Origin of the sequence: Streptomyces sp. DG1A-41 (assembly GCF_037055355.1) — a bacterium.
GTDB lineage: Bacteria > Actinomycetota > Actinomycetes > Streptomycetales > Streptomycetaceae > Streptomyces.
Genome location: NZ_CP146350.1, coordinates 7,715,110 through 7,739,139, shown reverse-complemented (window position 1 = coordinate 7,739,139; position 24,030 = coordinate 7,715,110). Strand labels below are relative to the sequence as shown.

The 24,030-nt window shown below is 68.3% G+C and carries 22 protein-coding genes and 3 pseudogenes; 8 read left to right on the top strand and 17 right to left on the bottom strand.

What is annotated here, in order from left to right:
• Nucleotides 1-13: 13 nt before the first annotated feature.
• From V8690_RS35965 to V8690_RS35920, 10 genes and pseudogenes are all read right to left on the bottom strand, one after another.
• On the bottom strand, nucleotides 14-670 hold the full coding sequence (locus V8690_RS35965; RefSeq protein ID WP_338785575.1) for a methyltransferase: 657 nt from the start codon (nucleotides 668-670) through the stop codon (nucleotides 14-16).
• Nucleotides 595-1,059 carry a methyltransferase dimerization domain-containing protein gene (locus V8690_RS35960; protein WP_338784232.1) on the bottom strand — a complete coding sequence of 155 codons (465 nt, stop codon included), beginning with the start codon at nucleotides 1,057-1,059 and terminating at the stop codon, nucleotides 595-597. The genes V8690_RS35965 and V8690_RS35960 overlap by 76 nt, the downstream gene beginning before the upstream one ends.
• Before the next feature lie 14 nt (nucleotides 1,060-1,073).
• Nucleotides 1,074-2,030 (bottom strand): NAD(P)-dependent oxidoreductase, encoded by a 957-nt coding sequence (locus tag V8690_RS35955; protein ID WP_338784231.1) that lies wholly within the window; start codon nucleotides 2,028-2,030, stop codon nucleotides 1,074-1,076.
• Between the two features lie 4 nt (nucleotides 2,031-2,034).
• Entirely contained in the window at nucleotides 2,035-4,800 is a 2,766-nt protein-coding gene (locus V8690_RS35950; protein WP_338785574.1) for a non-ribosomal peptide synthetase, read from the bottom strand.
• A 49-nt stretch (nucleotides 4,801-4,849) separates the two neighbouring features.
• On the bottom strand, nucleotides 4,850-5,728 hold the full coding sequence (locus V8690_RS35945; protein WP_338784230.1) for an FAD/NAD(P)-binding oxidoreductase: 879 nt from the start codon (nucleotides 5,726-5,728) through the stop codon (nucleotides 4,850-4,852).
• Between the two features lie 89 nt (nucleotides 5,729-5,817).
• A pseudogene (locus V8690_RS35940) lies at nucleotides 5,818-6,078 on the bottom strand (FAD-dependent oxidoreductase); the annotation flags it as partial.
• A gap of 17 nt (nucleotides 6,079-6,095) precedes the next feature.
• Nucleotides 6,096-6,290 carry a ferredoxin gene (locus V8690_RS35935; protein WP_338785573.1) on the bottom strand — a complete coding sequence of 65 codons (195 nt, stop codon included), beginning with the start codon at nucleotides 6,288-6,290 and terminating at the stop codon, nucleotides 6,096-6,098.
• An 18-nt stretch (nucleotides 6,291-6,308) separates the two neighbouring features.
• Complete coding sequence (locus V8690_RS35930) at nucleotides 6,309-7,112, bottom strand: AfsR/SARP family transcriptional regulator (RefSeq protein ID WP_338785572.1); 804 nt, start codon at nucleotides 7,110-7,112, stop codon at nucleotides 6,309-6,311.
• A 53-nt stretch (nucleotides 7,113-7,165) separates the two neighbouring features.
• The gene (locus V8690_RS35925; protein ID WP_338784229.1) at nucleotides 7,166-8,764 is read right to left on the bottom strand and encodes an FAD-dependent monooxygenase; all 1,599 of its coding nucleotides are present in this window, start codon (nucleotides 8,762-8,764) and stop codon (nucleotides 7,166-7,168) included.
• Nucleotides 8,765-8,823: 59 nt separating this feature from the next.
• The gene (locus V8690_RS35920; protein WP_338784228.1) at nucleotides 8,824-9,804 is read right to left on the bottom strand and encodes a zinc-binding dehydrogenase; all 981 of its coding nucleotides are present in this window, start codon (nucleotides 9,802-9,804) and stop codon (nucleotides 8,824-8,826) included.
• 242 nt (nucleotides 9,805-10,046) lie between these two features.
• Between V8690_RS35920 and V8690_RS35915 the strand changes: the two genes are divergently transcribed.
• Nucleotides 10,047-10,745, top strand: coding sequence for a DUF2306 domain-containing protein (locus V8690_RS35915; protein ID WP_338784226.1), 699 nt, complete (start codon nucleotides 10,047-10,049; stop codon nucleotides 10,743-10,745).
• Nucleotides 10,746-11,254: 509 nt separating this feature from the next.
• Here the strand turns inward: V8690_RS35915 and V8690_RS35910 are convergent.
• Nucleotides 11,255-11,458, bottom strand: a pseudogene (locus tag V8690_RS35910) (helix-turn-helix transcriptional regulator); the annotation flags it as partial.
• A gap of 1,630 nt (nucleotides 11,459-13,088) precedes the next feature.
• On the opposite strand from V8690_RS35910, the gene V8690_RS35905 reads away from it, so the two are divergent.
• Both V8690_RS35905 and V8690_RS35900 read left to right on the top strand, forming a co-directional pair.
• Complete coding sequence (locus V8690_RS35905) at nucleotides 13,089-14,267, top strand: transposase (RefSeq protein ID WP_338784225.1); 1,179 nt, start codon at nucleotides 13,089-13,091, stop codon at nucleotides 14,265-14,267.
• A gap of 92 nt (nucleotides 14,268-14,359) precedes the next feature.
• Complete coding sequence (locus V8690_RS35900) at nucleotides 14,360-15,142, top strand: oxidoreductase (RefSeq protein ID WP_338784224.1); 783 nt, start codon at nucleotides 14,360-14,362, stop codon at nucleotides 15,140-15,142.
• 60 nt (nucleotides 15,143-15,202) lie between these two features.
• Here the strand turns inward: V8690_RS35900 and V8690_RS35895 are convergent, their stop codons facing one another.
• Both V8690_RS35895 and V8690_RS35890 read right to left on the bottom strand, forming a co-directional pair.
• Nucleotides 15,203-15,895 carry a 4'-phosphopantetheinyl transferase superfamily protein gene (locus V8690_RS35895; protein ID WP_338784223.1) on the bottom strand — a complete coding sequence of 231 codons (693 nt, stop codon included), beginning with the start codon at nucleotides 15,893-15,895 and terminating at the stop codon, nucleotides 15,203-15,205.
• 34 nt (nucleotides 15,896-15,929) lie between these two features.
• Nucleotides 15,930-16,793, bottom strand: a complete 864-nt coding sequence (locus V8690_RS35890) for a 3-oxoacyl-ACP synthase (protein WP_338784222.1) — start codon at nucleotides 16,791-16,793, stop codon at nucleotides 15,930-15,932.
• A gap of 483 nt (nucleotides 16,794-17,276) precedes the next feature.
• On the opposite strand from V8690_RS35890, the gene V8690_RS35885 reads away from it, so the two are divergent.
• From V8690_RS35885 to V8690_RS35870, 4 genes are read left to right on the top strand one after another with little or no spacing between them, the layout of a single operon-like run.
• Complete coding sequence (locus tag V8690_RS35885; RefSeq protein WP_338784221.1) at nucleotides 17,277-17,549, top strand: phosphopantetheine-binding protein; 273 nt, start codon at nucleotides 17,277-17,279, stop codon at nucleotides 17,547-17,549.
• A gap of 7 nt (nucleotides 17,550-17,556) precedes the next feature.
• A complete protein-coding gene (locus tag V8690_RS35880; protein WP_338784220.1) occupies nucleotides 17,557-18,768 on the top strand; it encodes a beta-ketoacyl-[acyl-carrier-protein] synthase family protein in 1,212 nt (403 codons plus the stop codon).
• Nucleotides 18,765-19,037, top strand: a complete 273-nt coding sequence (locus tag V8690_RS35875; protein WP_338784219.1) for a hypothetical protein — start codon at nucleotides 18,765-18,767, stop codon at nucleotides 19,035-19,037. The genes V8690_RS35880 and V8690_RS35875 overlap by 4 nt, the downstream gene beginning before the upstream one ends.
• The gene (locus V8690_RS35870; protein WP_338784218.1) at nucleotides 19,034-19,978 is read left to right on the top strand and encodes a beta-ketoacyl synthase N-terminal-like domain-containing protein; all 945 of its coding nucleotides are present in this window, start codon (nucleotides 19,034-19,036) and stop codon (nucleotides 19,976-19,978) included. The genes V8690_RS35875 and V8690_RS35870 overlap by 4 nt, the downstream gene beginning before the upstream one ends.
• 264 nt (nucleotides 19,979-20,242) lie before the next feature.
• Here the strand turns inward: V8690_RS35870 and V8690_RS35865 are convergent, their stop codons facing one another.
• The 3 genes from V8690_RS35865 to V8690_RS35855 all read right to left on the bottom strand — a co-directional run bounded on the left by V8690_RS35865 (nucleotide 20,243) and on the right by V8690_RS35855 (nucleotide 22,591).
• Nucleotides 20,243-21,013, bottom strand: coding sequence for a glucose 1-dehydrogenase (locus V8690_RS35865; protein WP_338784217.1), 771 nt, complete (start codon nucleotides 21,011-21,013; stop codon nucleotides 20,243-20,245).
• Between the two features lie 79 nt (nucleotides 21,014-21,092).
• Nucleotides 21,093-21,965, bottom strand: coding sequence for an NAD(P)H-binding protein (locus V8690_RS35860; protein WP_338784216.1), 873 nt, complete (start codon nucleotides 21,963-21,965; stop codon nucleotides 21,093-21,095).
• Nucleotides 21,962-22,591: a ScbR family autoregulator-binding transcription factor gene (locus V8690_RS35855; RefSeq protein ID WP_338784215.1), complete on the bottom strand. Its 630-nt coding sequence runs from the start codon at nucleotides 22,589-22,591 to the stop codon at nucleotides 21,962-21,964. Before V8690_RS35855 ends, V8690_RS35860 begins: the two co-directional genes overlap by 4 nt.
• A gap of 119 nt (nucleotides 22,592-22,710) precedes the next feature.
• Between V8690_RS35855 and V8690_RS35850 the strand changes: the two genes are divergently transcribed.
• The gene (locus V8690_RS35850; RefSeq protein ID WP_338784213.1) at nucleotides 22,711-23,634 is read left to right on the top strand and encodes a ScbA/BarX family gamma-butyrolactone biosynthesis protein; all 924 of its coding nucleotides are present in this window, start codon (nucleotides 22,711-22,713) and stop codon (nucleotides 23,632-23,634) included.
• A 233-nt stretch (nucleotides 23,635-23,867) separates the two neighbouring features.
• On the opposite strand, the pseudogene V8690_RS35845 reads toward V8690_RS35850, so the two are convergent.
• Nucleotides 23,868-23,981: pseudogene (locus V8690_RS35845) on the bottom strand (IS5/IS1182 family transposase); the annotation flags it as partial.
• Between the last annotated feature and the right edge of the window lie 49 nt (nucleotides 23,982-24,030).

The following is a 24,030-nucleotide window of genomic DNA, read 5'->3' as shown; positions in this document are numbered from 1 at the left end:
TTCCGCCCTCCTCTTACGGTGTCCGCGACGCATACGCGGGCACCATGGCTTCGATCATGTGCTGGTACGAGTTGACCGGTCGCACCTGCCGGACGGTGAGCCCCGACCGCGTCACGAGCGCGAGCAGTCCCTGGAGCGTGTGCTTGCGCCCGCCGACGGTGAGCAGCATCCTCAGGTCCATCGCGGTGCTGAAGGCCCGGCCCGGGCCGTCGTCGACGAGGTTCTCCACGATGATCACCCGGGCCCCGGCGCGGGCCGTCCGCACGACGTTGCCTAGTACGACGGCGGCGTCCTCGTCGTTCATGCCCAGAACGTTCTTGAACACGTACGCGTCGACGCCGGCCGGTACCTCCTCGCGGCAGTCGCCGGGCAGGAGCTGTGCCCGGTCGGCGAGCGCCCCGCCTTCGCGCAGCCGGGCATCGGCGCCTGCCACTACGTCCGGCCGGTCGAAGAGGACGCCCCGCAGACCGGGGTGGTGTTCGAGCAACGAGGCCAGCAGGAAGCCCTGTCCACCACCGATGTCCGCGACCGTCCGCGCCCCGTCCAGCGGAAGGGTGCCCGCGACGGCCCCGGCGGACTGTCTGCTCGCCTGGGTCATGGCCCGGTCGAACACTTCTGCGGATTCCGGCCAGGCGGTGTGCACGTGCTCGAAGAACTCCTGGCCGTGCAGATCGACGAAGACGTCCTTGCCGGTGCGGACCGACGCATCGAGCCGGCCCACAGCTCCCAGGTCCACGGCTCGGTCATCCACAGCACGAGCTGGTCGAGGCTGTCCGGGGTGTCCGTACGCAGCAGCCGCGAGACGTCCGTGTGCGCGAACCCGCCTTCGGAGTCCTCGGTGAAGACCCCGTGGCAGGTGAGCGAGCGCAGCAGGCGCCGCAGCGCGTCCGGGTCGGCGCCGACCGCGGCGGCCAGGTCTTCCGCGGTCGCCGGGGCGGTGTCGAGTGCGTCGGCGAGGCCGAGCTTGACGGCCGCGCGCAGCGAGGCGGCGCAGCTGATGCCCAGCGCGCGCTCCAGCAGGCCCAGCACGTGTGGTTCGGACGGTGTTTCGGTGGTCACGGGTGTCGCGTTGATCACGGTGCGAAGACCTCTCTTTGCGGGCCGGCTTTGACGCTGCCGGGAAAGTGCGCGTCCAGCACCTGCCGGACGCCGTCGCGCCAGGACCACGCACAGTCGCCTGCGATGTTCCGGCGGCGGGTGGCGTCGAACGCGACGACGGCGCGGGTGACGTCGCCTGGTGCGAACGCGACCGGCACCCCGGTGAGGCGGGAGACGTAGGACATCAGGTCCCGCACCCCGACGATCTCGTCCCCGCCCCAGTTCACCACGGTCGCGGGAGCCGTCGCCGCGGCCCAGAGCCGGGGCACGTGCCGCGCGATGTCGTCCGTGTGGATCGGGGAGCAGTAGTGCTGGTGCTCGTGGGGCACGGCGATCGGCTCCGCGGCGAGCATCTGCCGGTAGAAGATGACCGGGAGCCCGCCATGCCCGTGCGGCCCGTAGGCCACGTTGAGCCGTGCGATGGTGGTGGGCAGGCCCAGCGTCACGGCGAGCGCGCGCACGGCACCCTCGGTGGCCAGCTTGCCCACCGGGTAGGCCGGCATCCATGCCGACGCGGCGGCCAGAGGGTCGGACTCGATGTGCCGGTGGTCCGGCGCCTGGGGGGCGTAGACCGCGCTGGTGGAGACGAACAGGAATGCTTCGGCGGTACGGCAGTGGGTCATCAGACGGCCGGTGGCGACGGAGTTCACCGCCACCGCCTCCTCGAAGTTCCCGTCGCCGCGCTCGACCGCAGCGTGCAGCACGTGCGTGAAGTCGTCGGGAAGACCGTCCAGTGTGTCCCTGGCCATGTCCCAGCGCCAGGTCCGTATGCCCCGTTCCCGAAGCCGGCGCTCCAGGGACGGGTCGCGGAACCGGCCGAGACACCACACCTCGTTGTGGACCGCGAGTGTCTCGGCCACGGAGCGGGCCACCAGGCCGGTCGCCCCGGTGATCAGGATCTTCTGCCCTGTCGGCATGACGGTGTCGTTCATGCGCTCAGTCCGACAGCGCCCGGGCCAGCTCGGTGCGCAGGAGGGACTGGAAGACGGCCACGTGCCTCGGTCCCATGAGGGTGTAGTGCTCGCCGGGCACATCGATGTACCGGGGCTCCTCACGGGTGAAGTCCTCCCAGCGCTTCAGCTCGTTGTTCAGCCAGTCCTGCTTGCTGCCGCGCAGTGGAACGGCGTAGAAGACGCTCATTCCGGCGACACTGCCGGTGGGCCGGTAGGTACGGCCGAGGTCGGTGAGACCGTCGGCGAGCTCCGCCCACGCGGTGAACCGCTCCAGGTCCAGGTCGAGTTCGGCGAGCCGGTCCGGCGGCGCGAGGTCGATCAGCCGGCTCAGCTGCTCCTGCCTGCTCAGCGGTCGCAACTCAGCGGGCAACGTCGTCGCCTGCTGTTTGGAGATCAGGTCCAGGAACATCGCCAGATTGACCGCGGTCTCGACGAAGTCGAGTTCGTCCATGCGGTACTTGATGTGCGGAGGCAGGTTGAAACTGCCCAGGAAGTCCACCCGATCACCGTCCGCTTCCAGCAGCTTGGCCACTTCGAATGCCACCGCCGCGCCGAAGGAATACCCGGCGATGGCGTAGGGGCCGTGCGGTTGCCTGGACCGGATGGCGTCCGCGTATGTGCGGGCCATCTCTTCGAAGGTGTCGAAGGGCTTCTCTCCCGGGTTGAACCCGCGCGCCCGAAGGGCGTAGAAGGGCCGCTCGTGGGCGAAGTACTTGGCCAGATTGACGAAGACGAGCACTTCGCCGACGCCCGGGTGGACACAGAAGAGCGGTGTCTTGTCGCCGCTGGTCTGGAGCGCGACGACCGGATCGTACGGCACGGGCCGCTCGCCGCGGCCCGCGTCGATGAGTGCGGCCAGGGCGCGGACGCTGGGTGAGGTGAGGATCGCGAGCACCGGGAGCTCCACGCCGGGAAAGCGCTCGGAGATCAGGCGCTTGAGGCGCAGGATGTCCAGCGAGGTCCCGCCGAGGTCGAAGAAACCGGCCGTGGCGCTGATCGTGGACGGTGGCTCCTCGACCAGCTCGCCGTACAGCTCGGTCAGCGTCTGCTCGGTATCGCCCACCGGGGCGGTGTAGCCGCCCAGTTGCCGGGTCACCAGTTCCCGGACCGCCTCCAGGCGGCCCGCGTAGTCACCGGACTCCAGCCGCCGTCTCATGAGCGAGCGCTGGATCTTGCCCAGGCTCGTCTTCGGGAAGGCGTCCTGGGGCAGCGGGAGCAGCACCGCCGGGCGGAATCCCCAGTGCAGTACGGCACTGTTCCTGATGGCGATGAGCAGCCGGTGGAGTGCCGCCTCGTCGCCGGCGAGATCGGGCGCGACGGCGAAAGCGACCGCGAGCTGCTCGGTGTCGCTGCTCTGAGGGCGCGTCGGGAACGCGGCGACATAGGACTTCGCAATGCCGTCCAGGCCGTCGAGCACCGACTCGAGGTCGTGGCTGTAGTAGTTGACGCCGTTGACGATGATGCTGTCCTTGCTGCGTCCCACCAGGGTCAGCCGCCCCGTGTCGAGCCGGCCGAGGTCACCGGTGCGGAACCAGCCGTCGGCCGTGAACGCCGCCTGGGTCGCTTCCTTGTCGTTCCAGTATCCGTCAGTGATCATCGGGCCGGTGAGCTGCACCTCGCCGACCTCTCCGTCGGTCAGGGGCGCGTCGTCGCCCGCGGTGATCCTGATCCGAAGGCCGTCGACCGGCCGCCCGACCGCCGCGAACTCGCTTCCCTGGTCGCCGTCGGGGAACTCCCGGTTGTAGATGCTGCCGGCGCAGGTCTCGGTCATGCCGAACGCGGGCCACAGGGCATCGCGGCGCAGCCCCAGCGGAGCCAGCCGGTCGAGGAACCCGGTGCCCGTGGCCACCGGGTTCGCCTCGCCGCCGGAGACGATGTGCCGCAGGCAGGACAGGTCCAGGGACGGCGGCGAGGGCAGCCGGTCGAGCGCCTTGCTGATCAGGCCCAGCAGGAAGTTCGGGGTGAACGTCATCGTCACCCGGTGGGCGTCGATCAGCTCGATGAAGCGCATCGGATCGGCCAGCACCGCCTCCGACGGCACCTGAACCTGGGCGGCTCCCACCGACAGCGGCAGCAGATGTGCCTCCAGCAGCGCGGCGACGTGATCGTACGAGATCCAGTTGAGCGTCACGTCGTCCGCGGCGAGCGACTGCGCCCGGGCCTTGGCGGCCATGGAGGCGAGCAGGTTGCCGTGGGTGAGCCGGACCGCCTTGGCGGTGCCGGTGGAACCGGAGGTGAGGACCAGCAGCGCGACATCGTCGGGGGCACCGGTGGCCGGTACGGCGACCGCGCTGTCCGCGTCGGGAGCCAGATCCGCGACCGTGGTCACCGCCAACCCGTCGACAGCGGGAAGTTCCTCGCGGATGCGCCGGTCGGTGACCACGAGCGGCCCGCCGAGGAGGGTATTGATGTGCGTCAACTGGGCGGCCCAGCGCTGTGGATCGTTGCGCAGGGGCACCAGTGGGCAGACGGTGATCCCCCCGAGCAGACAGGCCCAGAAGGCCGGGACGAAGTCCTCGGACCGTTCGAGCAGCAGCGCCACGACACGGTCCGGGCCGACCCCGTCCGCCCGCAGAGCGTCCAGCAGGCGAAGGGCCTCCGCGAGGAGTTCCGGATACGTCTGGAGTGTGTACTCGGCAGGGCGCTCTCCTGAGCAGTAGCGCACTCCGTGTCCCGGGAACTCCGCCGCTGCCCTCACCAGCAGGCTGCCCAGGCCGGTGCCCTCCTCGGATGTCCTCCGGCTCGTCATCATGCCCCTCCTCAAAGTGGCGTCTCGCGATGTGGCGGGCAGCCGACGGCTAACCCAGGGCGGCAAGCACGTCGTCGGCTCGGCCGCGGACGTCCTCCCATGGCTGCGGAAGAGCGACGAGGCCACGCACATCTCGCAGTACGCGAGGCGGTATCCCGGTCCCGAGCACGCCTTTGACCAGGCCCTGGCGTATATAGAAGGCGACGGCACGAGGGCGGGCCGGATCATCGAATTCCGCGTACCGCAGTTCCACGCGATCCGCGCCGTGAACCGTGCCGTACGCCTGGAGCTTCAGCGCATACTGATCGGACCAGAAATAGGGAACCGGAGCGTACTCACTGCGTTGCTCCGCCGCGCCGCGGAGTTCGTACAGCAGATTGTGCGCGGCGACGGCACCCTGCTCGGTGGCGTTGACGCGGTGCTCGGTGCGCACCTGTCCACCCAGGACGGAGTGGTGCCAGTGTGCGACATCGCCGGCGGCGTACACGGAGGGAGCCGCCGCGCTGTACGCGTCACACCGGATGCCGCGATCGATGGTGAGCCCGCTGCCTGCCAGCCATTCGGTGTTCGGCGTGGACCCGATCGCCACCACGACGGTGTCCGCCTGAACCGTCACTCCCGTCGCGAGGCGGACACCCGTCACCTTTCCCCGGTCGCCCACCAGCCCGGTCACCGACTGCCCGGTGCGGAGTGCGACGCCTCTACTGCGGTGAACCCGGGCGAGCATGGCGCCGATCTCACCACCGAACACTCTCTCCATCGGAACCGGCTCGTCGGTGATGACGGTCACCTCGTGGGAGTTTCCTTGCGCGAGGGAAGAGGCGACCTCCATTCCCAGAGGGCCCGAGCCGATGACGGAAACCGTGCCACCTGCCCGCAGGCTCTCGCGCAGGGCGGCCAGGTCGTCGAGCGTGCGCAGCGTGTGCACGCCGGAGAGCCCCCGGCACCGGGCAGGGTGCGGGGCCGGACGCCGGTCGCGATGATCAGGCCGTCGAAATCGAGGACTTCGCCGTTCCCGAGGACCACCCGCCGGGCGCCGACATCGAGTCCGGTGGCTCGGACTCCGAGGCGCAGATCGAGTTCGCACCGGGCGAGTGCGGCGGTATCCCGCATGGCGACCCGGTCTTCGCCCCACTCGCCCGTCAGCACCTGCTTGGAGAGCGGGGGACGCTCATAGGGCAGGTGTGCTTCGTCACCGATGACGACAAGGCGTCCGTCGTACCCCCTTCTGCGCAAGGTCTCCGCCGCCGCGATCCCCGCAGCGGACGCGCCGACCACCGCGATCGTCCTACGGCTCACCGAATCACCCGGAGAGCCGAACCAGGACAGGCCGTGACGGCCTGGAACACCGCGTCGTGGAGCTGGGCGGGAGGCTCTGCATCGAGGATCACCACGACACCGTCGTCCTCGTCCTGGTCGAAGACATCGGGAGCCAGAACTGCGCACTGACCCGCGCTACAGCACTTCTCATAGTCCGCGACAACCTTCATTTCCGTCACCTTCACCTTTCATGCGATGGTCGAGAACGCTTCGGTCATGAATGATCCGGAGCGGGGATAAGTCCCTGTCGCGGGCGAGAGAATCAGCCGCTGTATCTCCTGCAGGAAAGAAGCGGGCTCAAGGCCCAGCTCCGTGTCCAGCGCCTGGCGGATCTGGCTGTATGCGTGCAGCGCCTCGTTGCGGCGGCCGCTGCGGTACAGGCTTTCGATCAGGCATCCGTACAACCATTCGTTCAGCGGCTGAACGGCCACAAGCCTGCGCAACTCGCCGATGATTTCCCGGTGGTTGCCGAGCTGGAGATCGGTGATGATCCGCTGTTGCAGCACGTCGTGCCGCTGGTCCTCCAGCCGGGCGACTTCCTGCTCAAGAACCCGGCCGTGCGCCACGTCGGCCAGCGCCGGCCCGCGCCAGTGCGAGAGCGCGTCGCGCAGTTCCCGGGCTGCCGCCGCGTAGTCCTGCTCTTTCAGCAGCTCACCACCACGCCGGGCGGACGCCCGGAACGACATCACGTCGGTGCTGTCGTCCCGGAGATCCAGCATGTATCCCGAGCTGCTGGTGTGGATCATCGCACCCTGCCTGCCCTCACCTCGCTCCGCGAGAAAGCGACGCACGTGATAAACGTGCGTGCGAACCGTGAGGACGGCACTGTCGACCGATTTTTCTGCCCAGAGTTCGTCCATGATCTGATGCAGCGTGACGACCGTGCCGGGATTCAGCAGGAAGAGGCAGAGCAGCTTCCGCACTTTTGGTCCCCGCGGCACCGCGCTCCGGTCTCCGGGCAGATGAGGCTCCACCCCGAACGGACCGAGCATTGTAAACAGAGCCACCCCGCTCCCCTTCCCCTTGATTCCCTGCGGTCCGGCGATCAGGCAAGACCGCGTCGCCGAGCAGAGCGCACCAATGTGCCTTCTTTCAGTTCGAAGACGGCTCCGATCGTCGCGTCGGGCCTGACCTCGACGGCGCACGGCCTGGTGATTCCGAAGGTCCGGTGGATATCGGCCCCTGGATCGTTGATCTCGTCGACGGCGACGTCCTGGGCGGCGGATTCGGGAATGCGTGCGCTCAGGAGTACGGCCTTCCGGTACCCGGGGCCTTCGCCGAGCCCTTCGGCGAGCAGACGCCGTGCGGCCCGCCGGCTGTTGTCCAGTCGCTCCGGCATCCTGTTGTCCGCCGCGAACAGCAGGAGCACCGGTGTGTCGAGAGCCACCTTGTCATGCAGCCAAGTCCGGTCCGCCCGCCCCTCCAGCGGGACGTCGGGCAGCCGCATGCCGCTGTGCAATGTCCCGATCCGGGAACCGTCGCCGGGGTAGGACAAGGTGAGCTGTGCCTGACGCGGCGCGATGAACCGGTCGAGCAAGCCGGCGCGGGCGGCGCCTTGCAGAGCGATGTCACGCACGTTCCTGCGCCAGCCGTTCAGGGTCCACATCCGGGTCTGGCGGTCGCTGTCGGCGACCACCGCCGCGGCCGTGTGCCGCCGCTCCAGGTCCCATTCCTCAAGGGTGCCGGGATCAAGGCCCTGCCGCTGGATCCCCGCCAGCCGCCAGGCGAGCGAGCCCGCGTCCTCGAGACCGGTGTTGAGCCCCTGCGCCCCGGCGGGGCTGTGGATGTGCGCGGCGTCGCCGGCGAGGAGGACGCGTCCCACCCGGAAGCGGTCCGCCATGCGCCGGTGGATCCGGAAGATACCGGTCTGGAGCTCGCCCACCGCCCGGATCGGCACGGTGCACCGGGACTGGGCCAGCCGCTGCGCGGTCTCGGCCAGCTGCCCCTCGGGCACTTCCTCGCGCAGGCCGAGGAAGACCCGTGCCTTGCCCCCGGGCAGGCTGGTGACGACCAGGACCCCGGACGGGTCCATGAAGTAGTGCGTCTCGTTCTGCGGCAGGCTCGTCTCCCACACGCCGTCCGCCAGCAGGAACTGCTGCGGGTAGGTGGCGCCTTCGAAGGCCACGCCGAGGCACTGGCGGACGGTGCTGTGCGCCCCGTCGCATCCGACGAGGTACCGCGCCTTCGCCTCGACCTCTTGGCCGTCGGTGCGCAGTACGGCTCTTACTCCGTCGGAGTCCTGGGTGAGACTCACGAACTCCGTGCCGTACTCGACCTTGCCGCCCGCATCCTCGAACCCCTGGCGCAGGACTTCCTCCGTGGCGCTCTGCGGCAGAGTGACCGGATAGCGGTACCGGCTTCCGTTCACGCTGCCGAAGCCGACCCGGATGACCCTTCCTCCCAGGTAGTACTTCAGGGCGCCCACCGTCAACGACCGGTCAAGCAGGGGTTCGATGAGCCCCATGCGGTGAAAGCCCTCCAGTGCCCGGGGCCACAGCGCCAGGGACTTGGAGTGCGGATGATGGGTGGGATCCCGGTCGATGACGCGCACGGAGACACCACGGCGCAGCAGATCCACGCCCAGGGCAAGGCCGACCGGTCCCGCCCCGACGATGAGCACCTCGGTTTCGGACTGCTCAAGCATGCTGTTCCCTTCCCGGTCAGCGGGGTGTGTTCCTGGTGTTGTCACGTCGGGCGTTCTCCTCAGGGCACGAGCACGACACGGCCCCGGCTGGCGCGTGACTCCACCAGGTCATGCGCACGGGTGACGTCGGACAGGGGGACGCGCGCCGCGACCACGGGGCGCACGGATCCGTCGGAGACGGCGTCGAGGAGCAGGCGCGTTCCCGACTCGGCGAGGTCGGGGCGGTGACGCAGCAGCGCGGCCATACTGAAGCCGGTCACGTACTTCATGCCGAGCACGTCCAGGAACGACAGGACCGGACGCGCGGTCGGGCTGCCCGAAGCGCCGTAGAAGACGAGCCGACCGTACGGTGCCAGCAACTCCACGTCGTCGTGCAGCAGGTCGCCGCCGATTCCGTTGAGGATGACGTCCACGCCTGGGCCGCCCACGGCCTGCCGCACCTGCTCGGACCAGTCGGGCCGGCCGTAGTCGACGCAGACGTCCGCCCCCAGCGACCGGGCGAAGTCCAGCTTCTCGGGTGAACTCGCGGTGGCGATCACGGGCTTCGCTCCCCGCGCCTTGGCGATCTGGAGTGCCACGTGACCCACGGCGCCGGCCGCGCCGTGCACCAGCACGCTCTCCGCGGCACGCAGCTGTCCCGTGTTGACGACCTGCATGGCGACACGCCCGGTCGAGCCCATGACCGTGGCCTGCGCCGGGTCCAGGCCGTCCGGAACGGGCAGGATCCGGTGCACCGGAGCGGCGACGTAGTCCGCGTAAGCGTTCTTCGCCTTCCACACCACCACGCGTGCGCCGAGGTGCTCGCGGGACACATCCGGACCCGTCTGCTCGACCACGCCGACGACGTCCGCGGCGGGGCAGGCCGGCAGTACCGGGGCGGACACGGGATGCTCTCCGCGCCGCCTTTGCACATCGGCCTGGTCGACACCGATCGCTTCCACCCGTACCAGTACGTCGCCGGGCCCGGGACGCGGTACGTCCGCCTCCTCGATTCGCAGAACACTCGACGGCCCGAATTCGTGGTACCGAACGATGCGCATGTGCTAGCGGTCCCCTTAGAAAATTTCGCCGGGAAGATCGGAATTCAGAAAGGGACTTTACCCGGCGCGGCATGCCGTAGAAATTCCACAAAAGAAGCATGCAAAATCGACGAACTGGAGTGCCGCGTACCACCAAAGAGGCATACCAGGTACCACATAGGTGGGAATTACCCGGCCGCACGCCTTCCCATTTCCTAACATCTTAGGGAGCCTTCACGTTAGCGGCGAGGAAAGGTGATGCTGTGGACAGCGTCCGGGAAGTTCCGGTGGAAGCAGAGCTCGCGCTCCAAGCGAAACCGGTCACGAAGGCCAGTAGGCGAGAACTGATATGGGTGGTCTGCCTCGCGATCTACTGCGTGGGATTCGCCGCGTTCGGCATCTCCCGTTATCTCACCCTCGACCCGTCGAACAGCAGGCTGGGGATACGAACCGATCTGCCCTGGCACTATCCGCTGTTCGTCTTGCACATCTATACCGCGGTCGTGGCCATCGTGCTCGCCTGGCTGCAGGTCTGGCCCTCGTTCCGGGCGCGGCGCCCCCGGGCCCATCGCATCCTGGGGCGCGTGTACTTCTTCGCCGGGGTCTTCCCGTCCGCCGCGCTGGCGATCCCCGATTCACTTCTGACGGTCAGCGGACCGGATGTGGCAACCGCGCTGCTCGCCATGGACGCGTGCTGGATCATCACCGGTATCGCCGGTTACCGAACCGCTCGGCAAGGAAAGTACGGCGAACACCGCAAGTGGATGCTGAGGAACGTCGCGATGACCACCTCCACAGTCACGCTGCGCCCGCTCAACATCATTCTGGTGGCCCTGGGCCTTAACTACGAACAGGCATACGCGGCCGCCACCTGGGGCGCGGTTCTCGGCCATCTGCTCTTCGTCGAATGGTACTTGCTGCGTCCGAAACGGAAGCGGCGCACCGCCCCGAATCCCCGCTGACGAAAGCCCCGTTTCCTCGGTCCTTCCGCCCATTCCGAGACGGGCAGTCGTGGGTGCCGTACGGGACGACCACGGCGTCATCGCCAACCGGGTGCCGCACACCTTCGCTCTGCGCGGCCCCGGCATGGTGATCGACGCCGGGCAGTCGTGCCAGGCGCGCCGGAAATCATGGAGTCTGCGGGTGCCGACGACCCTGGAACCGTGGTCGCGCGACGACGTACCTCTGCCGGCAGGCGTCAGTTCGTTCGGCAGGGCGGCACCAACTGCCATGGGGCGCTCTCCGACAGCCATGCGCGAACACGTCGCCGGCCAGCCCATGCGCAACGAGGGTGGTGATCTCCGGGGACCGCGCGGCGGCAGCGGATGTGGCGGCGCGCTTCCGGCCCACGGGACGCAGCGCGGGACGAGGCCGCCACGGCCTCGTCCCGCGTCTGGCCCTCCAGGGCCGCCGGCGTGACCGACCCGGAGCGTGTGAACGCGCGGTGTCCCGCGCGGGACACCGCGGGGACTCATGCTCGGAGTCGAAATCCCGCCGATATCAGCGGTCCCACCTTGTTCACGGCATCGATGCGCGACGTCGCGTCGAGCTTCTGGAAGATGTTGCGCATGTGCCGCTTGACTGTGCCTTCGGTGATGGAAAGGTGTCGTCCGACCTGGCGGTTGCTCATCGCCTGGGCCACGCACTGGAGGACTTCGAGTTCGCGCATCGTCAGTTCACTCCCCTTCACCTCTTCATCGGCCGCCTCGGCCACCTTCACGACAGACGGAACACGAGGAACGGCGAGGCCGAGGCCGTCACCGCGCACCGTGCGGACACCGGACGCGGCCGTACGGTGCGCACCGGCCAACTCCTCGCTTTCGTCCCGCGGTTCCGGGCCGGACGGGAGGGCCGGGGAGGCGGCGGAGGGCTCGCCGACGGCGATCTGCTGCACCCTCGCCTCGTGGAGGAGCGCTTGCCGCATGGGCCAGGGGACGGATTCGGCAACCGCCCTGCGGAGCAGGGCCCCGGCAAAGACCAGTTTCCCCTCACTGTCCATCAGCAGCCCGGCTTCCAGCGCCTCGTCCAGCAGCGGCAGGAGCGTCGCTGTGGACTTGCCGAGACATGCCGCGAGAGAGGAGAGCTGAGCGGGCCGCAGTGCGGTGTTCAGCACCGCCGCGACACGGAGCATGTGCCTGCCGGCCTCCGAGAGGGACGACAGATAGCCCCGGACGACGATCTGGACTCGCTCCGGCAGCGCCGACGACCTCAGCCAGGCAGTGCCGTCGAGAACCTCGATGCCACCCTCTTCCAGCAGGCCTCTGACCAGTTCCGTCACCAGGAGCGGACTGCCGCCCGCCGACTCCACGAGGCCGACCAGTTCGGGAGAAGGGCGAGCCCCGGCAAGCTCGGCACACAGCAGCATCGAGTCTCTCCTCGAGAGCTGCTCCAACTGCACCCTGACAACGCGCACGTTGTTCCCTGGGTTCATCCGGTGCAGACAGTCGCTCACACGTCCGGGCCGCACGGCCAGAGCCAGCAGGCAGTCTCGCCCCGTCATGTCCGAGAGGGCATGGCACAGCTCGATGATCACCGCTGGATCGGCGGATTCGACACCGTCCACGACGATCAGCTTCGGCACCGCCAGGGGCAAGGAGTGGTCCTCCCCGAGTGCGGCTGACGCAGTGAGGTCCGCCGGGGACTCGACGCAGAAGCCACGGCTGTCGGCAAGCCGCGCAAGCTCCGTGAGCATGGTCGTCTTTCCTGCGCCTGCCCGGCCCTCGATCACCAGGAGGCTGTTGCCGTCGCCCGCCGCCACCGAGGCAAGCAGAGCCGGCATCGACTTTCTCGCTGATCCCCTGTCCAGCATATGAATCCCCCGTTCCATAACTTCCATCGGACCGAACCTTTCGTCCCTCTCCCCTTCTCCGGACTGTCCGTGACGGTTAATCGGACGGCGCCGGGGCGCACATGAACCCGGCACGAACATGGATCGCGGTTGCGAAGGCCGACGGCCCCGATGGCACCCGTGCGTGACAGAAGCTCGACTGAAGACCCGGTACATGCCCGCGGCGCGATCGCCGAGGCCCGCTCCCCTACTTGCCGTCCGAAGAACAGCCCCTCCTCCTGGTCGCTGCCGTAATGCTTGCTTCCGAAGGTTGACGGCGCAAGCGATCATTGGCATTTGGTCAACTCACCCGCGCCGGCCCCGCCGCCGGACCGCTCGGCGTCAGCCAGCCGGCACGTCCAGGACCGCACGAGCGAGCCGAGTGACCTCGGCCACAGCAAGAAAAGAAAAATATCGCTATGTTTATTGAGCCGCCAACGCCGTCGGCCGACTGAACACCTTCCGAGGGAAGTCAGCCATGAGCGCACACGCCACAGCCGTCCTCGCCGCACCGACCCGACCAGGCCAAACCAGCCTCACCGACCTCACCGCATACAGCGAGCGAGTCTTCGGTCACCTTCCGCGCAGCGACCAGCGCCGGTGGGCGGCCGTCTATTTGCGCGGACTGTTATCCACGCCGGGACGCAAGTCGGGACGCCGTATGGCCCGGGTCCTGGGCCTGCCTCCCAGCGCCTCCCAGGCCTTGCAGCAGTTCATCACCCCGAGCCCTTGGGACTGGGAGGCGCCTCGCAGGGAACTCTCACGCATCGCCGCGGACTTGATGCCCGGCGCCGTCTGGACGACCGGAACAGTGCTGCTGCGCAGGGGTGGCACCCAGTCCGTGGGACTGCATCAGCACCTGATGCCCGAGAGCGGCCAGCACATCAACTGCCAGGTGGGCATCGGCCTCTTCCTCACGGACAGCCGAAGAAGCATCCCTGTCCACTGGCGACTCGTGTTGAACGACACCTGGTGCGACGACCCGGAACGGCGGCGGCGCGCCAAGATCCCGCACGACGTGACCCCTCGCCCCGCCTGGGCGCTCACCCTGGACATGGTCACCCGGTCCGCGGCGGACCAGGTGGCCGTCTCCGCACCGCTCGTCTACAGCCTCGACCACAGCCGCGACCCGTCCCGCCTCGCCGCTCACCTCCACCGGATCGGCAGGGACTTCGTGATCGAGGTGCCACCCCACCAGCCGTTCACAGCGATCCCGCCGGGAGACGACGCGTGCGAACCGGCGCGGATGCGCACCGGTACCGCGGCCGGCCTGCTCGAAGGCTACGTCCGCACGGCGCCGCCCCTACGCGCCGACGGCACGCGTCTGTGCTCCGTCGCCGTGCGCTTCCACTCCCCGCAGGCCGCCTCGCCGATGGCCCAGCGGCCCCTATGGCTGGTGGCCGAGATACCCGTCGCCAGACGGCAGCCGTCCCGCTTCTGGGTGACCTCCCTGCGCGATGCGGGACCCCACGTCTCCCACAAGCTCGCCCTCCGCAAGGAACTGACGAACGCGACCGTGCAGCGCCTGCAGAACGACCTTGGCCTGCTGGACTTCGAAGGGCGCTCCTTCCCCGGCTGGCACCACCACATGACGCTGGCCTCCGCCGCCTACCTCTACCGTTGCCTGGCCTCGGGAGAGCAACACCACCACCTGTAACGGTGCCCCAAAGCCCCGGAGCGCGGCCGAGTCCTCGCCGGCGTGGTGGGGATGCGAAGACTTCCGTACCCAATGTCACGAACTGGAGCAAGATGGATCTCGGCCTCGCGTCCAAAAGGGCCGTCGTCACCGGGGCCAGCCGGGGCATCGGGCTGGCGACGGTCCGGATGCTCGCCGACGAAGGCGTCCGTGTCGTGGGCGCCGCCCGCACGATCACGCCCGAACTGACGGAAACGGGGGCGATCACCGTGTCGGCCGACCTGAGCACCGCCGAGGGCGTCACCACTCTCATCGACCGTGCCCTGGCCGAACTGGACGGCATCGATCTTCTGGTGAACAACGTCGGGGCCGGGGACGAGATGCGCCCGGTCGGCTTCCTCGACACGGACGACACCGAGTGGCGGCGCACCCTCGACATCAACCTGCTCACCGCGGTTCGCGTCAGCCGGGCTGCACTGCCCAGCCTGATGCGGCACCGCGGTGCCATGGTCAACATCTCGTCGATCGCCTCTCGGATGCCTGCCGCAAGCCCCGTGGCCTACAGCGCCGCCAAGGCCGCGCTCACCGCGCTGGGGAAGTCCTTGGCCGAGGAGTTCGGGCCCCATGGGGTGCGCGTCAACACCGTCTCCCCCGGGGTCGTCCGCACATCCGTATGGGAGACGCCGGAAGGCTTCGGCGGCAAGGTGGCCGCTGCGGCCGGCGCCGACCTGGACGAGTTTCTCCAGCGGATGCCGGAAATCCTCAACATCACCACGGGCCGCCTTCTGGAACCCGAGGAAGTCGCCACCCTGGTCACATTCCTTCTCTCCGATGCTGCCTGCAACATCACAGGTGCCGACTACGTCATCGACGGCGGCACGATGAAGAGTGCCTGACGGCGTCGTGCGGCTCTCCCAGTGGGAGCCGCACCCGTCGTCCGGGGCGCGCTGCCGACGTCACCCCTCCTCTGGCACCTGAGCCGAGCGGCGCATCGAGACCGCGGCGACCAGCAAACCGTTGCGCGCCATCCAGCGCCCGCTCCATCGATTCAAGAGTGCGCCATGGCCACGCCCGGGCGAAGCCGACGTCCGCGCATGGAATTCCCCGCTCAAAGGATTCACCTCGACGACGATCTCACCGAGTCCCAACGGCTGGCGGGTGACCGAGAACCACGCCTTGAACAGACTCTCTTTGGCGGTGAAGACCAGCCTCGCCCAGCTCACATCCGGATGCTCGGACTCGAACTCCGATATCCAGGCGCGTTCCTCTTCGGTCGTAATAAGGTCCAGCATTTCGCGGTAGCGCAGCGGACTGTTCACCTCTGCGTCGATTCCGATCGCGACCACGTGGTCCGCCCGTGCGACAGCGGCGGCGTGGTACCCGGAACAATGCGTCATGCTGCCGACGACTCCGGAGGGCCAGACCGGTTCCCCGGCGGCCCCTCGCAGTATCGGAGCGGCACTGACGCCCAGCCGACGCAAACCCTGCCGTGCGCAACTGCGTACCGCGGCGAACTTCAGTCTCCGCTCGTGCGACAGGGAAGAGGCCACGATCTCCTCATCGGGAAGAAGCCCCATTTCCTCCGAGGCATGAAAACCGTCGATGCCTACGATCGGCCGATCGAGCAGTTCTTCGATGATTTTCGCCACCTCGCCATCAGACTACGCATTCCTGCCTTTTTCTTCACAGTGCGGCAGGTTTACCGACCGCCTCGACCAGCAGGCATGACCAGGTGAATCCCGCTCCCGCGCTGTAAATCAAAGCCATCTCTCCGGGAGCGAGAAGCGCCGCCTTCATCACATCGGCAATATTCGCCACGGCGTCACCGGTACCCAAGTGTCCGGTATCCTGCCCAAAATTCTCAGTCTTGACCGCTACGCACGCCGAAAGCACGGGAATCCAGTGCTCGCTCAGCACTTTCATGCCAAACCGGGGAAGCACGGCGTATTGCAGACGCGGATCGTCTGGGTTCACTCCGGCATCCCGCAGCGCGGCACTCGTCACGGCCCGGATGGAGCGCTCGTTGACCGCGGCAAACTGCTGATCACCGTGCTGGTGCAGGTAGGCGCGTTTGGTGGCGCGCATGTCCACACGCTCGCGGTACGCGTGCGGGGCCGTTCCGAAGGGATCAACGCCTCGGTGCATGCTCTCCAGCTCCGGGGCCGCGATCGTGGCCACCGCGAGCAGCCGCAGACGATCATCGGGGCCGGCCGGGCTGCGCAGAAGCACCGCCGTCGACGCGTCCCCGTAAGCCACCCCGTAATCGCTCGACCAGCGATCGAAACCTGGTTCTATGAAGCGGTCGGCCGTGGTGACCATGCCCCACTTCGACCGGCCGACGCCGGACACGTCCGGTGTGGCGAGGTACGCCGCCATCAGTTCGACGGCCGCGGCGCCGCCATTGCATACCTGCTGGATTCCGAAGGGCATTGCACGATGCGCGCCGATTTCATGGGCAATGTAATGGGAGGGGGACCATAGATCGTGCCCCTGGTAATACATCCAGGCATGACAGAGCACGTCCAAGTGGTCGGCGTCGACGTCCACGTTTCCGAGAGCACTGCGCGCAGCCAGCACCGCCATCTCGGGCGGCGCAATATTTTGGGCCACAGGGAGTGCTTCGTGCCCGAGACTCCGGACGTCCCGAGCGCGCAGCCTGCGACTTTCAACCGCCTCGGCCGCACGGGACCGCTCTTCGGGCAGCCACGTCGAGGCAGACGCTATTCCTATTGACCCGGCCGGTTTCATTCGTGCACCAGTCTCCCCACAGCTGGTAGAAATCAACTCCGAGCAGTCTGCACAGTGCAGATAAAAACTGGATGGAAGTCACATAAAAGATGGGCGGGATGCGGGCTGCCCGACAATTGGTGACATCCTCCGTACCCTCTGCGATACATGCCGTGTCACTTTGGTGACGGTTGCCGGCAAACCGAAAACCCGGTTTCGTGGTTGATGGCCGGCAGCGGGGGACGACTACCCGGGCCCAGAAAACGGCTCCTGTGAGACCAATTCGACCGGAGGATGAAGAAGATGAGCGCCAACGCCCTTCAGGACGACCTGCGTGAGAAGGCCCGGCAGATTGTGGCTGATGTCCTGGAAGTGGACCCGGCCGAGCTGGGCGACACCAACAGCTTCGCCGACGACTTCGACGCGGACTCGCTCCTCGTCATCGAGATGTACTCCCGGTTCGAGCGCGACCTGCACATCAAGGTCCCGCAGGAAGGCGTCGTCGAGTTGGACGACATGACGGCGGTGTTCGAAATCCTCGGCCGGTACAGCGGTGCGGGGGCTGTCAGTGCTTGATCAGGGCATGCGGCGTGTGGTCGTCACTGGCATCGGCGCAGTGAGCAGTCTGGGCATGGGCGCCCGGGCGTTCATCGCTGCGATCCGGGCCGGCCGTAGTGGGATCGGTCCGATCGGACAGTTCGATGCCACCGGGTTCGAGCATGTGCTTGCCGGCGAGGTCCGTGACTTCAGCCCTGCGGAATACCTGCACCAGATCTCGCCCGAGGAGTGGGGGCGGAGCAGTCAGTTCGCCGCCGCTGCGGCCCGGATGGCAGTCGAGGACGCGGGGGTCGGCATCCCACAGATGTCCTCCCTCCGTACGGTGAGTTGCTTCGGTACGACGAACGGCGAGTCCCAGGTGCTTGAGGACCTGGGGGAACAGTGGGTCTCCCGGGGGCCGGAACATCTCGACGTCAGCCTGATCGACCAGGTTGACGCGGGGCGGATTTCCGCGGCGGTCAACGTGGAGCTGGGCCTTTCCGGCGAGGCGCTCACCGTGGGCACGGCCTGTGCGGCCGGTAATTACTCGGTGGGGTACGCCTTCGACCTGATCCGCTCCGGTGAGGCGGACCTGGCGCTGTGTGGTGGGGCCGATGCGTCCAACCGGGCCACGCACGCCGGTTTCCACCGGCTCGGTGCGCTCGCGGCTGATGTGCCCAGGCCCTTCGACGAGAACCGCGACGGAATCGTCACCGCGGAAGGCGGCGCCGCCCTCTTGCTGGAGCCGCTCGATTCGGCGCTCCGGCGGGGTGCGCGCATCTACGCGGAGGTCCTCGGCTACGGCATGTCGTGTGACGCGCATCACATGACGAATCCGCATGCGCCGTCCATCGCGGAATGCATCAGGCGCGCCCACCGCAATGCCGGAATCAAGCCGGAGGACGTGGACTACATCTGCGCACACGGCACAGGCACCGAAGCGAACGATTCCACCGAGATCGCGGCCGTCCGGGATGCCTTCGGCGGCCGGGTCCCGCCGATCAGCTCCATCAAGTCGGCGCTCGGGCACACCATGGGCGCGGCGGCCGCGTTCGGCGCTCTCGTGTCCTGCGCCGCCCTCCATGAAGGGTTCCTGCCCTCCAGCACCACCGTGCGCACCGTGGACCCCAAGCTGGGACCGGATGTCGACTGCGTGCCGGTGAAGTCACGCAGGAAGCGTATGCGCGTGGTGGAGAACCACGGGTTCGCCTTCGGCGGGAACAACGCCGTCACGATCTTCGGAGATATAGCCGCATGAGTTCCGTGTCAACGCAGAGCAGGCCCTCTCCGTCGCAGGCGGCGGCCCAGGCATCACCGCCGCCCGTGCTGCCCGTGGACGTGGTTCAGTGCACTGTGTTCAGCGCGGCGGGCCAGGGCCTGGGCGCGCTCGCGGACGCGCTGCGCCGAGGCATGCCCGCGGAGCAGGACCCGGGCGATGAGGTCGCGGCCGCCGGCTTTCCCCGGAGCCGGGTGTCCTGTCCGTCCCCGGGTTCGACCCAGCAGACCTTCTGGGCCGCAAGGGATTGAGCCGGCTGACGAGGACCGACCAACTGGCCTCGGTGGCCTGCGCCATGGCCCTGCGAGAACTGCCCGAACACACCGCGGAGATCGAACCGACGGACACCGGCATCGTCCTGGGGACCTCGGTCGGCAGCACCCGCAGGGTCGGTGACTTCATCCGGGACACCTTTGTCGAGGAGCGTCCCTACTTCGTCAACCCATCCCATTTCCCGGGCATTCTGATGAACTCCGCCGCGGGCCGGGCGGCGATCCGGCTCGGTCTCACCGGCGTGAACTCCACGGTGTCGGGTGGTCCGCTGGCGGGCCTGCACGCCCTGCGCTTCGCTCGCAACGCGTTGCTGGCCGGGCATGCCCGGCGGCTGCTCACCGGCTCTTTCGAAGAGCTCTCGCCGCAGCGCGCCTGGGCGTGGCACCGCTCAGCGGGTCTGGCCCCGGGCGTTCCGCTCGGCGAGGGCGGGGCGGTGCATGTCCTCGAAGCCGGTGACGGCCGCGGAGAAGGGCGAGAAGGTCCTCGTCCGCTTGCCCGTCTGCTCGCCTGCGAAGTGGGATTCGCCGATCCGGCCCGTGGTCTTTCCGGCGTCTCCCGGCGCCTGGCCGACTGCGTACGGACCGCGCTGGCCCGCAGTGAGGTCACGACGGAGGACGTGGCGGTGGCCGTACCGGGCGTGTCCGGGCGGCGCGGCTGGGCGGGGGTGGAGGAGAACGCCCTGCGCGCAGTTTTCACCACCACCCAGGCGTCCGACCGGCCGCACCGCCTGGCGATCCAGCCAGTCCTGGGAGAGACGGACAGCGCGAACGGCGCGCTCCAGTTGGCCGCGGTACTGGCCCGTTGGCAGGACGAACGGCTGGACACGGAGCGGGAGCGTGCCGCCGTGATCACATCGGTCGGCCCCGAGGGCAGCGTGGGCTGTGCCGTTGTGGTCCGCCCGGCCATGTGCGTGCCGTAGGAAGGGCGTCGGCTGTACGAACCCCGGTCATCGCGCCGGTGGGTTTGTACAGCCGCGTCGCGGCATCCGCGCGTGTCCGCCGGTCGACCACTGGCGCGCTCTGTGGGCACCGGTCGTCTGCGAACGCCTGCGACACGCGCCACCCGACGAGGTACCCCTGGCATGAACGTGTGGGCCATCACGCTGCCCGTGGACGCCGACGACCTTTGGGACAGCGTCCCCGATGCGGCATGCGCAAAGTGACCGCGCGTAAGCGCCCGGCGCTCACACTGCGCTGCATCCACCGTCCACCGGTACGCCGGCTCCTGTGATGAAGGACGCCTGATCGCTGCAGAGCCAGGCCGCCGCCTGCGCCACCTCCACCGGGTCGGCAAGGCGGCGCTGTATGGCGCGGGCGACGGCAGCCTGCTCCAGCTGCGGAATCCGCTCCATCGCCGTCTCCATCAGCTCGGTGCGCGTACTGCCGACCATCAAGGCGTTGATCCGTATGCCCCGGTCGCCGTATTCCGCTGCAGCCGCCTTCGTCAACCCCAGCACCGCATGTTTGGCCGCCACATAGGGCGCGATGGCCCCGGTCGCGAAGGCACCAGCGGTACTGCAGGTGTTGACGACCGCGCCGTGCCCCTGCTCCAGCATCACCGGAATCTGGCGCTTGAGGCAGTTCCAGACGCCCTGCACGTTCACGTCCATGATCCGCCGGAAGACCGCGTCGTCCGTCTCGTGGAGAGGAGTGCCGATCGAGCCCCAACCGGCGTTGTTGAACGCCGCGTCCAGCCGACCGAACTCCTCGACTGTCTGCCCGACCACCCGTTCGACGTCGTCCGGATCGGTCACGTCCCCGACTGTCACCAGGGCACGACCGCCCGCGGCAACGATGTCGCCGGCGAGCGCGCGCAGTTTCTCCTCCCGGCGCGCCATCAGCACCACCGCTGCTCCCTGCTCGGCGAACAGCCTCGCCGCCGCCGCGCCGATGCCGCTGGAAGCTCCCGTGATCATCACGGTCTTGTCGCGAAGCAATCCATGGGTTGCCGCCATGGCCCCTCCCCTGTCTCCCGCTGCCTGCTCCTGTGCCGGGCAGTCCATGCCCCGTTGCCGTGACCCGAACGACCCACTGTCACGCGAAGTTCGCGGCATGATCGACGGCCCACTGCCGATAGGTGGCGGGCTTGCGCCCCAAGAGGGCCTCCAGATCGCTCTCGCCGTGCTCGGCGCCCGGCCCTCCGCGCCGCTCGGCGACTTCCAGGAGCGCCCGCGCGAGCGGTTCCGGCAGACGTTCACGCCAGCGCGCCAGGGCCTGATCAGCCGTCAGTTCCTCGAAGCGCAACGGGCGTCCCAGCACGTCTGACAGCTGCCGGGTCTGCTCCCGCGGAGTCAGGTCCTCCGGGCCGGCCAGAGCGTACGTCCTGGACTCATGCCCCGGCTCGGTGAGCACCCGCACAGCCACCTCGGCCACATCGCACGGGTCGACACACGCCGTAGGACTGCCACCTCCCAGGCTTCTGACCACTGACTCCTCACGGATGGCGGGCGCCCAGGCCAGCGTGTTGCTCATGGGCGAGCGCATCCGCAGAACCGACCAGTCAAGGCCCGAGTCGCGCAGCAGGGCCTCGCTGTCGCGGTTCCACCGCGCGATCAGGTCGGTGGCATCCGGGTCGGCCACGGCGGTCCAGGACAGTTTCACCGCCCGTCGCACTCCCTGAGCTCGAGCGACGGCCAGGATGTTCTCGTCGTCCTCGGGGCACAGTGGATTGGCGGTCACCACGAAGACGGCGTCCGCCCCGGCCAGCACCTCCGTAAGGCGGCTGCGATCCTGGTAGTCCCCTGTGACGACACCGTCCGCCAGCCCCAAGCGCGCCGCCTTGGCCGCGTCCCGCACCAGCAGCCGAGCCTGGCCCCGCCCTCCCAGGCGACAGGCGACGTGCCGACCGACCGCCCCCGTCGCTCCGGTCACCACGATCCTCAGCCCTGCGTCCGCCCACTGCCTCATGCCCTCACCCCTCGCTCCCTGCCGAACTGCATCCTCTTGGCCGCGCTGGGGACGGCGATCGCGGGCAGCAGACAATGCCAAAGTTCCTCGACGCGGTTCGGCAGGTCGGAGCGGGAGGTCTCCAGCTGCGCATGCATCTGCGCCCCGGTACAGGCGCTGACGATCAGGCGGGAGTACGCCTCCACGTCCACTCCCTGCCTCAGCTCCCGCAGGCTCTGCGCGTCCCTGAAGTCCCGCAGCAGGACGGACATCCACTGCTGGTGGGAATTCTCGCTCTTGGGGACGAAGTGCTCCTGATCCATGACCAGGCGGGCGCCGGCCTGCAGCACGGGATCGTCGAGCAGCTGATAGGCCCACGTCAGCGTGACGTCGATGGCGCGCTGCAAACCCTGGGAGTCCTGAGGCGGCACAACGAGGTCCGGCTGGCTCCTGACGATCTCGCGCGCCAGCTCCTCCTTGGACTTGAAGTGGAAGTACACCGCTCCCAGGGTCAAGCCTGCCCGCTCGGCGATCCGCGAGACGCTGGCACCGGCGAAGCCGGATTCCGCGAACACCTTCGCCGCCGCGCATATGACGGTCGCACGGGTACGCACGGCCCTCTCCTGCTTCACCTCTCGCACTGCCATGCGCACCTCGCCCATCAGACGTTCAAGAAAAATACTATTCTTTATCTTAGTGGGGCGGAGGGGTGTTCCATGTCCTTGCGGCCTATTCAACGCCCGACCCCAGGGGGAGAGAACGCGTCATGACCCTCACCAACACCGGACCGCAGGATGCGGCCCACCTTGCAGCTACCGGGAGCCTGGTGCGCAAGTCCGTTCAGGAGGAGGCAATGGTCACCGGTTGGCGCCCGCTCTCCGAGACGTCTCAGTTAGTCACCGCGCGCTGGCCCCGGCAGCACAGCTTCTACGTCGAGGGTGGACGCTACAGCTCGCTGCTGCTGACGGAGAGTCTGCGCCAGGCACTGGCCCTTCTGACCCACACCGTCCACGACATCCCTCTCACCCATCGCCTGGGTTGGGAAAAGATACAGTCCACGGTCGACCCCGGGGCACTGCCCACCGGGTCCGACTCCGCCGAGGTCGAGCTGCTCGTCACCCACCCGCAGGTCAAGCGACGCCGGCTGGGCTCGGTACACCTGACCTCCCATGTGGAAGCCACGCTCGCGGGCAAGCCGATAGGAACCGCCACACTGCGGTACAGCGCCCACCCACCGGCGATCTACAACCGCCTGCGCGGCGACTACGTAGACGCGGCCCGCGCCTTCGCGCGGTCCCTCCCGCTCACCCCTCCGGTACCGGCCTCCCACGTCGGCCGCAGCAACACCGACAACGTCGTCCTGTCCCCCACCCCGGGGAACCACACGTGGCTGCTGCGTGTCGACACCTCGCACCGGGTGCTCTTCGACCACCCGCACGATCACATCCCCGGAATGGTGCTGCTGGAGGCCGCTGGCCAAGCCGCGCAGGTGGCAACGATGCCGCGGGCGATGGTGCCCGTTGACTTCGACACGACGTTCTACCGGTACGTCGAGTTCGACCAGCGCTGCCTGATCACGGCCGAACCCGGCATACCGGAGCCCGATGGCCGGATGCCCGTCACAGTCAAGGCCCACCAGGGCGAACACCTCGTGTTCTCCAGCACGGTGACGGTCCAGCCGCAGAGCTGAACCCGGCAACCACGGCCGGGCGGGGCACAGCGACGTGTCCGGCCCTGGCTGTCGCTCAGCCCCCCGGCCGGACGGCCGGGTCCGGGCCTGGGAAACGCGAAGAGCGTGCGGCGCGATGCCCAGTTCGGCACGCGCCAGGTCGTGGCCCAGAACCGCGAGCGCTTCAGGGTATTCCGGGAGCATGAAGACGCGGATGCCGCCGGGTGGCTCCTTGTGCAGGTCCCCCTTTTCGCCGCCCCGGCGGCGTGCTGATGGGCCCGGCAGACGGTGGAGTCGACGTTCACGTCCCAGGTGATCAGCCCTTTCGCGTCGGCCTCGGCCTGGAGCTGGGTGACGATCCTGGCCCAGGCGACCGAAGCGGTGTCGTCATCGCCCTGTCAGTATCCGAATGGACGG

What these genes read in the sequence shown, in the direction of transcription:
- V8690_RS35955 (WP_338784231.1), bottom strand. Translation starts at nt 2,030, where the DNA reads ATGAACGACACCGTCATGCCGACAGGGCAGAAGATCCTGATCACCGGG.
- V8690_RS35950 (WP_338785574.1), bottom strand. Translation starts at nt 4,800, where the DNA reads ATGACGAGCCGGAGGACATCCGAGGAGGGCACCGGCCTGGGCAGCCTG.
- V8690_RS35935 (WP_338785573.1), bottom strand. Translation starts at nt 6,290, where the DNA reads ATGAAGGTTGTCGCGGACTATGAGAAGTGCTGTAGCGCGGGTCAGTGC.
- V8690_RS35930 (WP_338785572.1), bottom strand. Translation starts at nt 7,112, where the DNA reads ATGCTCGGTCCGTTCGGGGTGGAGCCTCATCTGCCCGGAGACCGGAGC.
- V8690_RS35925 (WP_338784229.1), bottom strand. Translation starts at nt 8,764, where the DNA reads ATGCTTGAGCAGTCCGAAACCGAGGTGCTCATCGTCGGGGCGGGACCG.
- V8690_RS35920 (WP_338784228.1), bottom strand. Translation starts at nt 9,804, where the DNA reads ATGCGCATCGTTCGGTACCACGAATTCGGGCCGTCGAGTGTTCTGCGA.
- V8690_RS35905 (WP_338784225.1), top strand. Translation starts at nt 13,089, where the DNA reads ATGAGCGCACACGCCACAGCCGTCCTCGCCGCACCGACCCGACCAGGC.
- V8690_RS35900 (WP_338784224.1), top strand. Translation starts at nt 14,360, where the DNA reads ATGGATCTCGGCCTCGCGTCCAAAAGGGCCGTCGTCACCGGGGCCAGC.
- V8690_RS35885 (WP_338784221.1), top strand. Translation starts at nt 17,277, where the DNA reads ATGAGCGCCAACGCCCTTCAGGACGACCTGCGTGAGAAGGCCCGGCAG.
- V8690_RS35880 (WP_338784220.1), top strand. Translation starts at nt 17,557, where the DNA reads ATGCGGCGTGTGGTCGTCACTGGCATCGGCGCAGTGAGCAGTCTGGGC.
- V8690_RS35875 (WP_338784219.1), top strand. Translation starts at nt 18,765, where the DNA reads ATGAGTTCCGTGTCAACGCAGAGCAGGCCCTCTCCGTCGCAGGCGGCG.
- V8690_RS35865 (WP_338784217.1), bottom strand. Translation starts at nt 21,013, where the DNA reads ATGGCGGCAACCCATGGATTGCTTCGCGACAAGACCGTGATGATCACG.
- V8690_RS35860 (WP_338784216.1), bottom strand. Translation starts at nt 21,965, where the DNA reads ATGAGGCAGTGGGCGGACGCAGGGCTGAGGATCGTGGTGACCGGAGCG.
- V8690_RS35855 (WP_338784215.1), bottom strand. Translation starts at nt 22,591, where the DNA reads ATGGCAGTGCGAGAGGTGAAGCAGGAGAGGGCCGTGCGTACCCGTGCG.
- V8690_RS35850 (WP_338784213.1), top strand. Translation starts at nt 22,711, where the DNA reads ATGACCCTCACCAACACCGGACCGCAGGATGCGGCCCACCTTGCAGCT.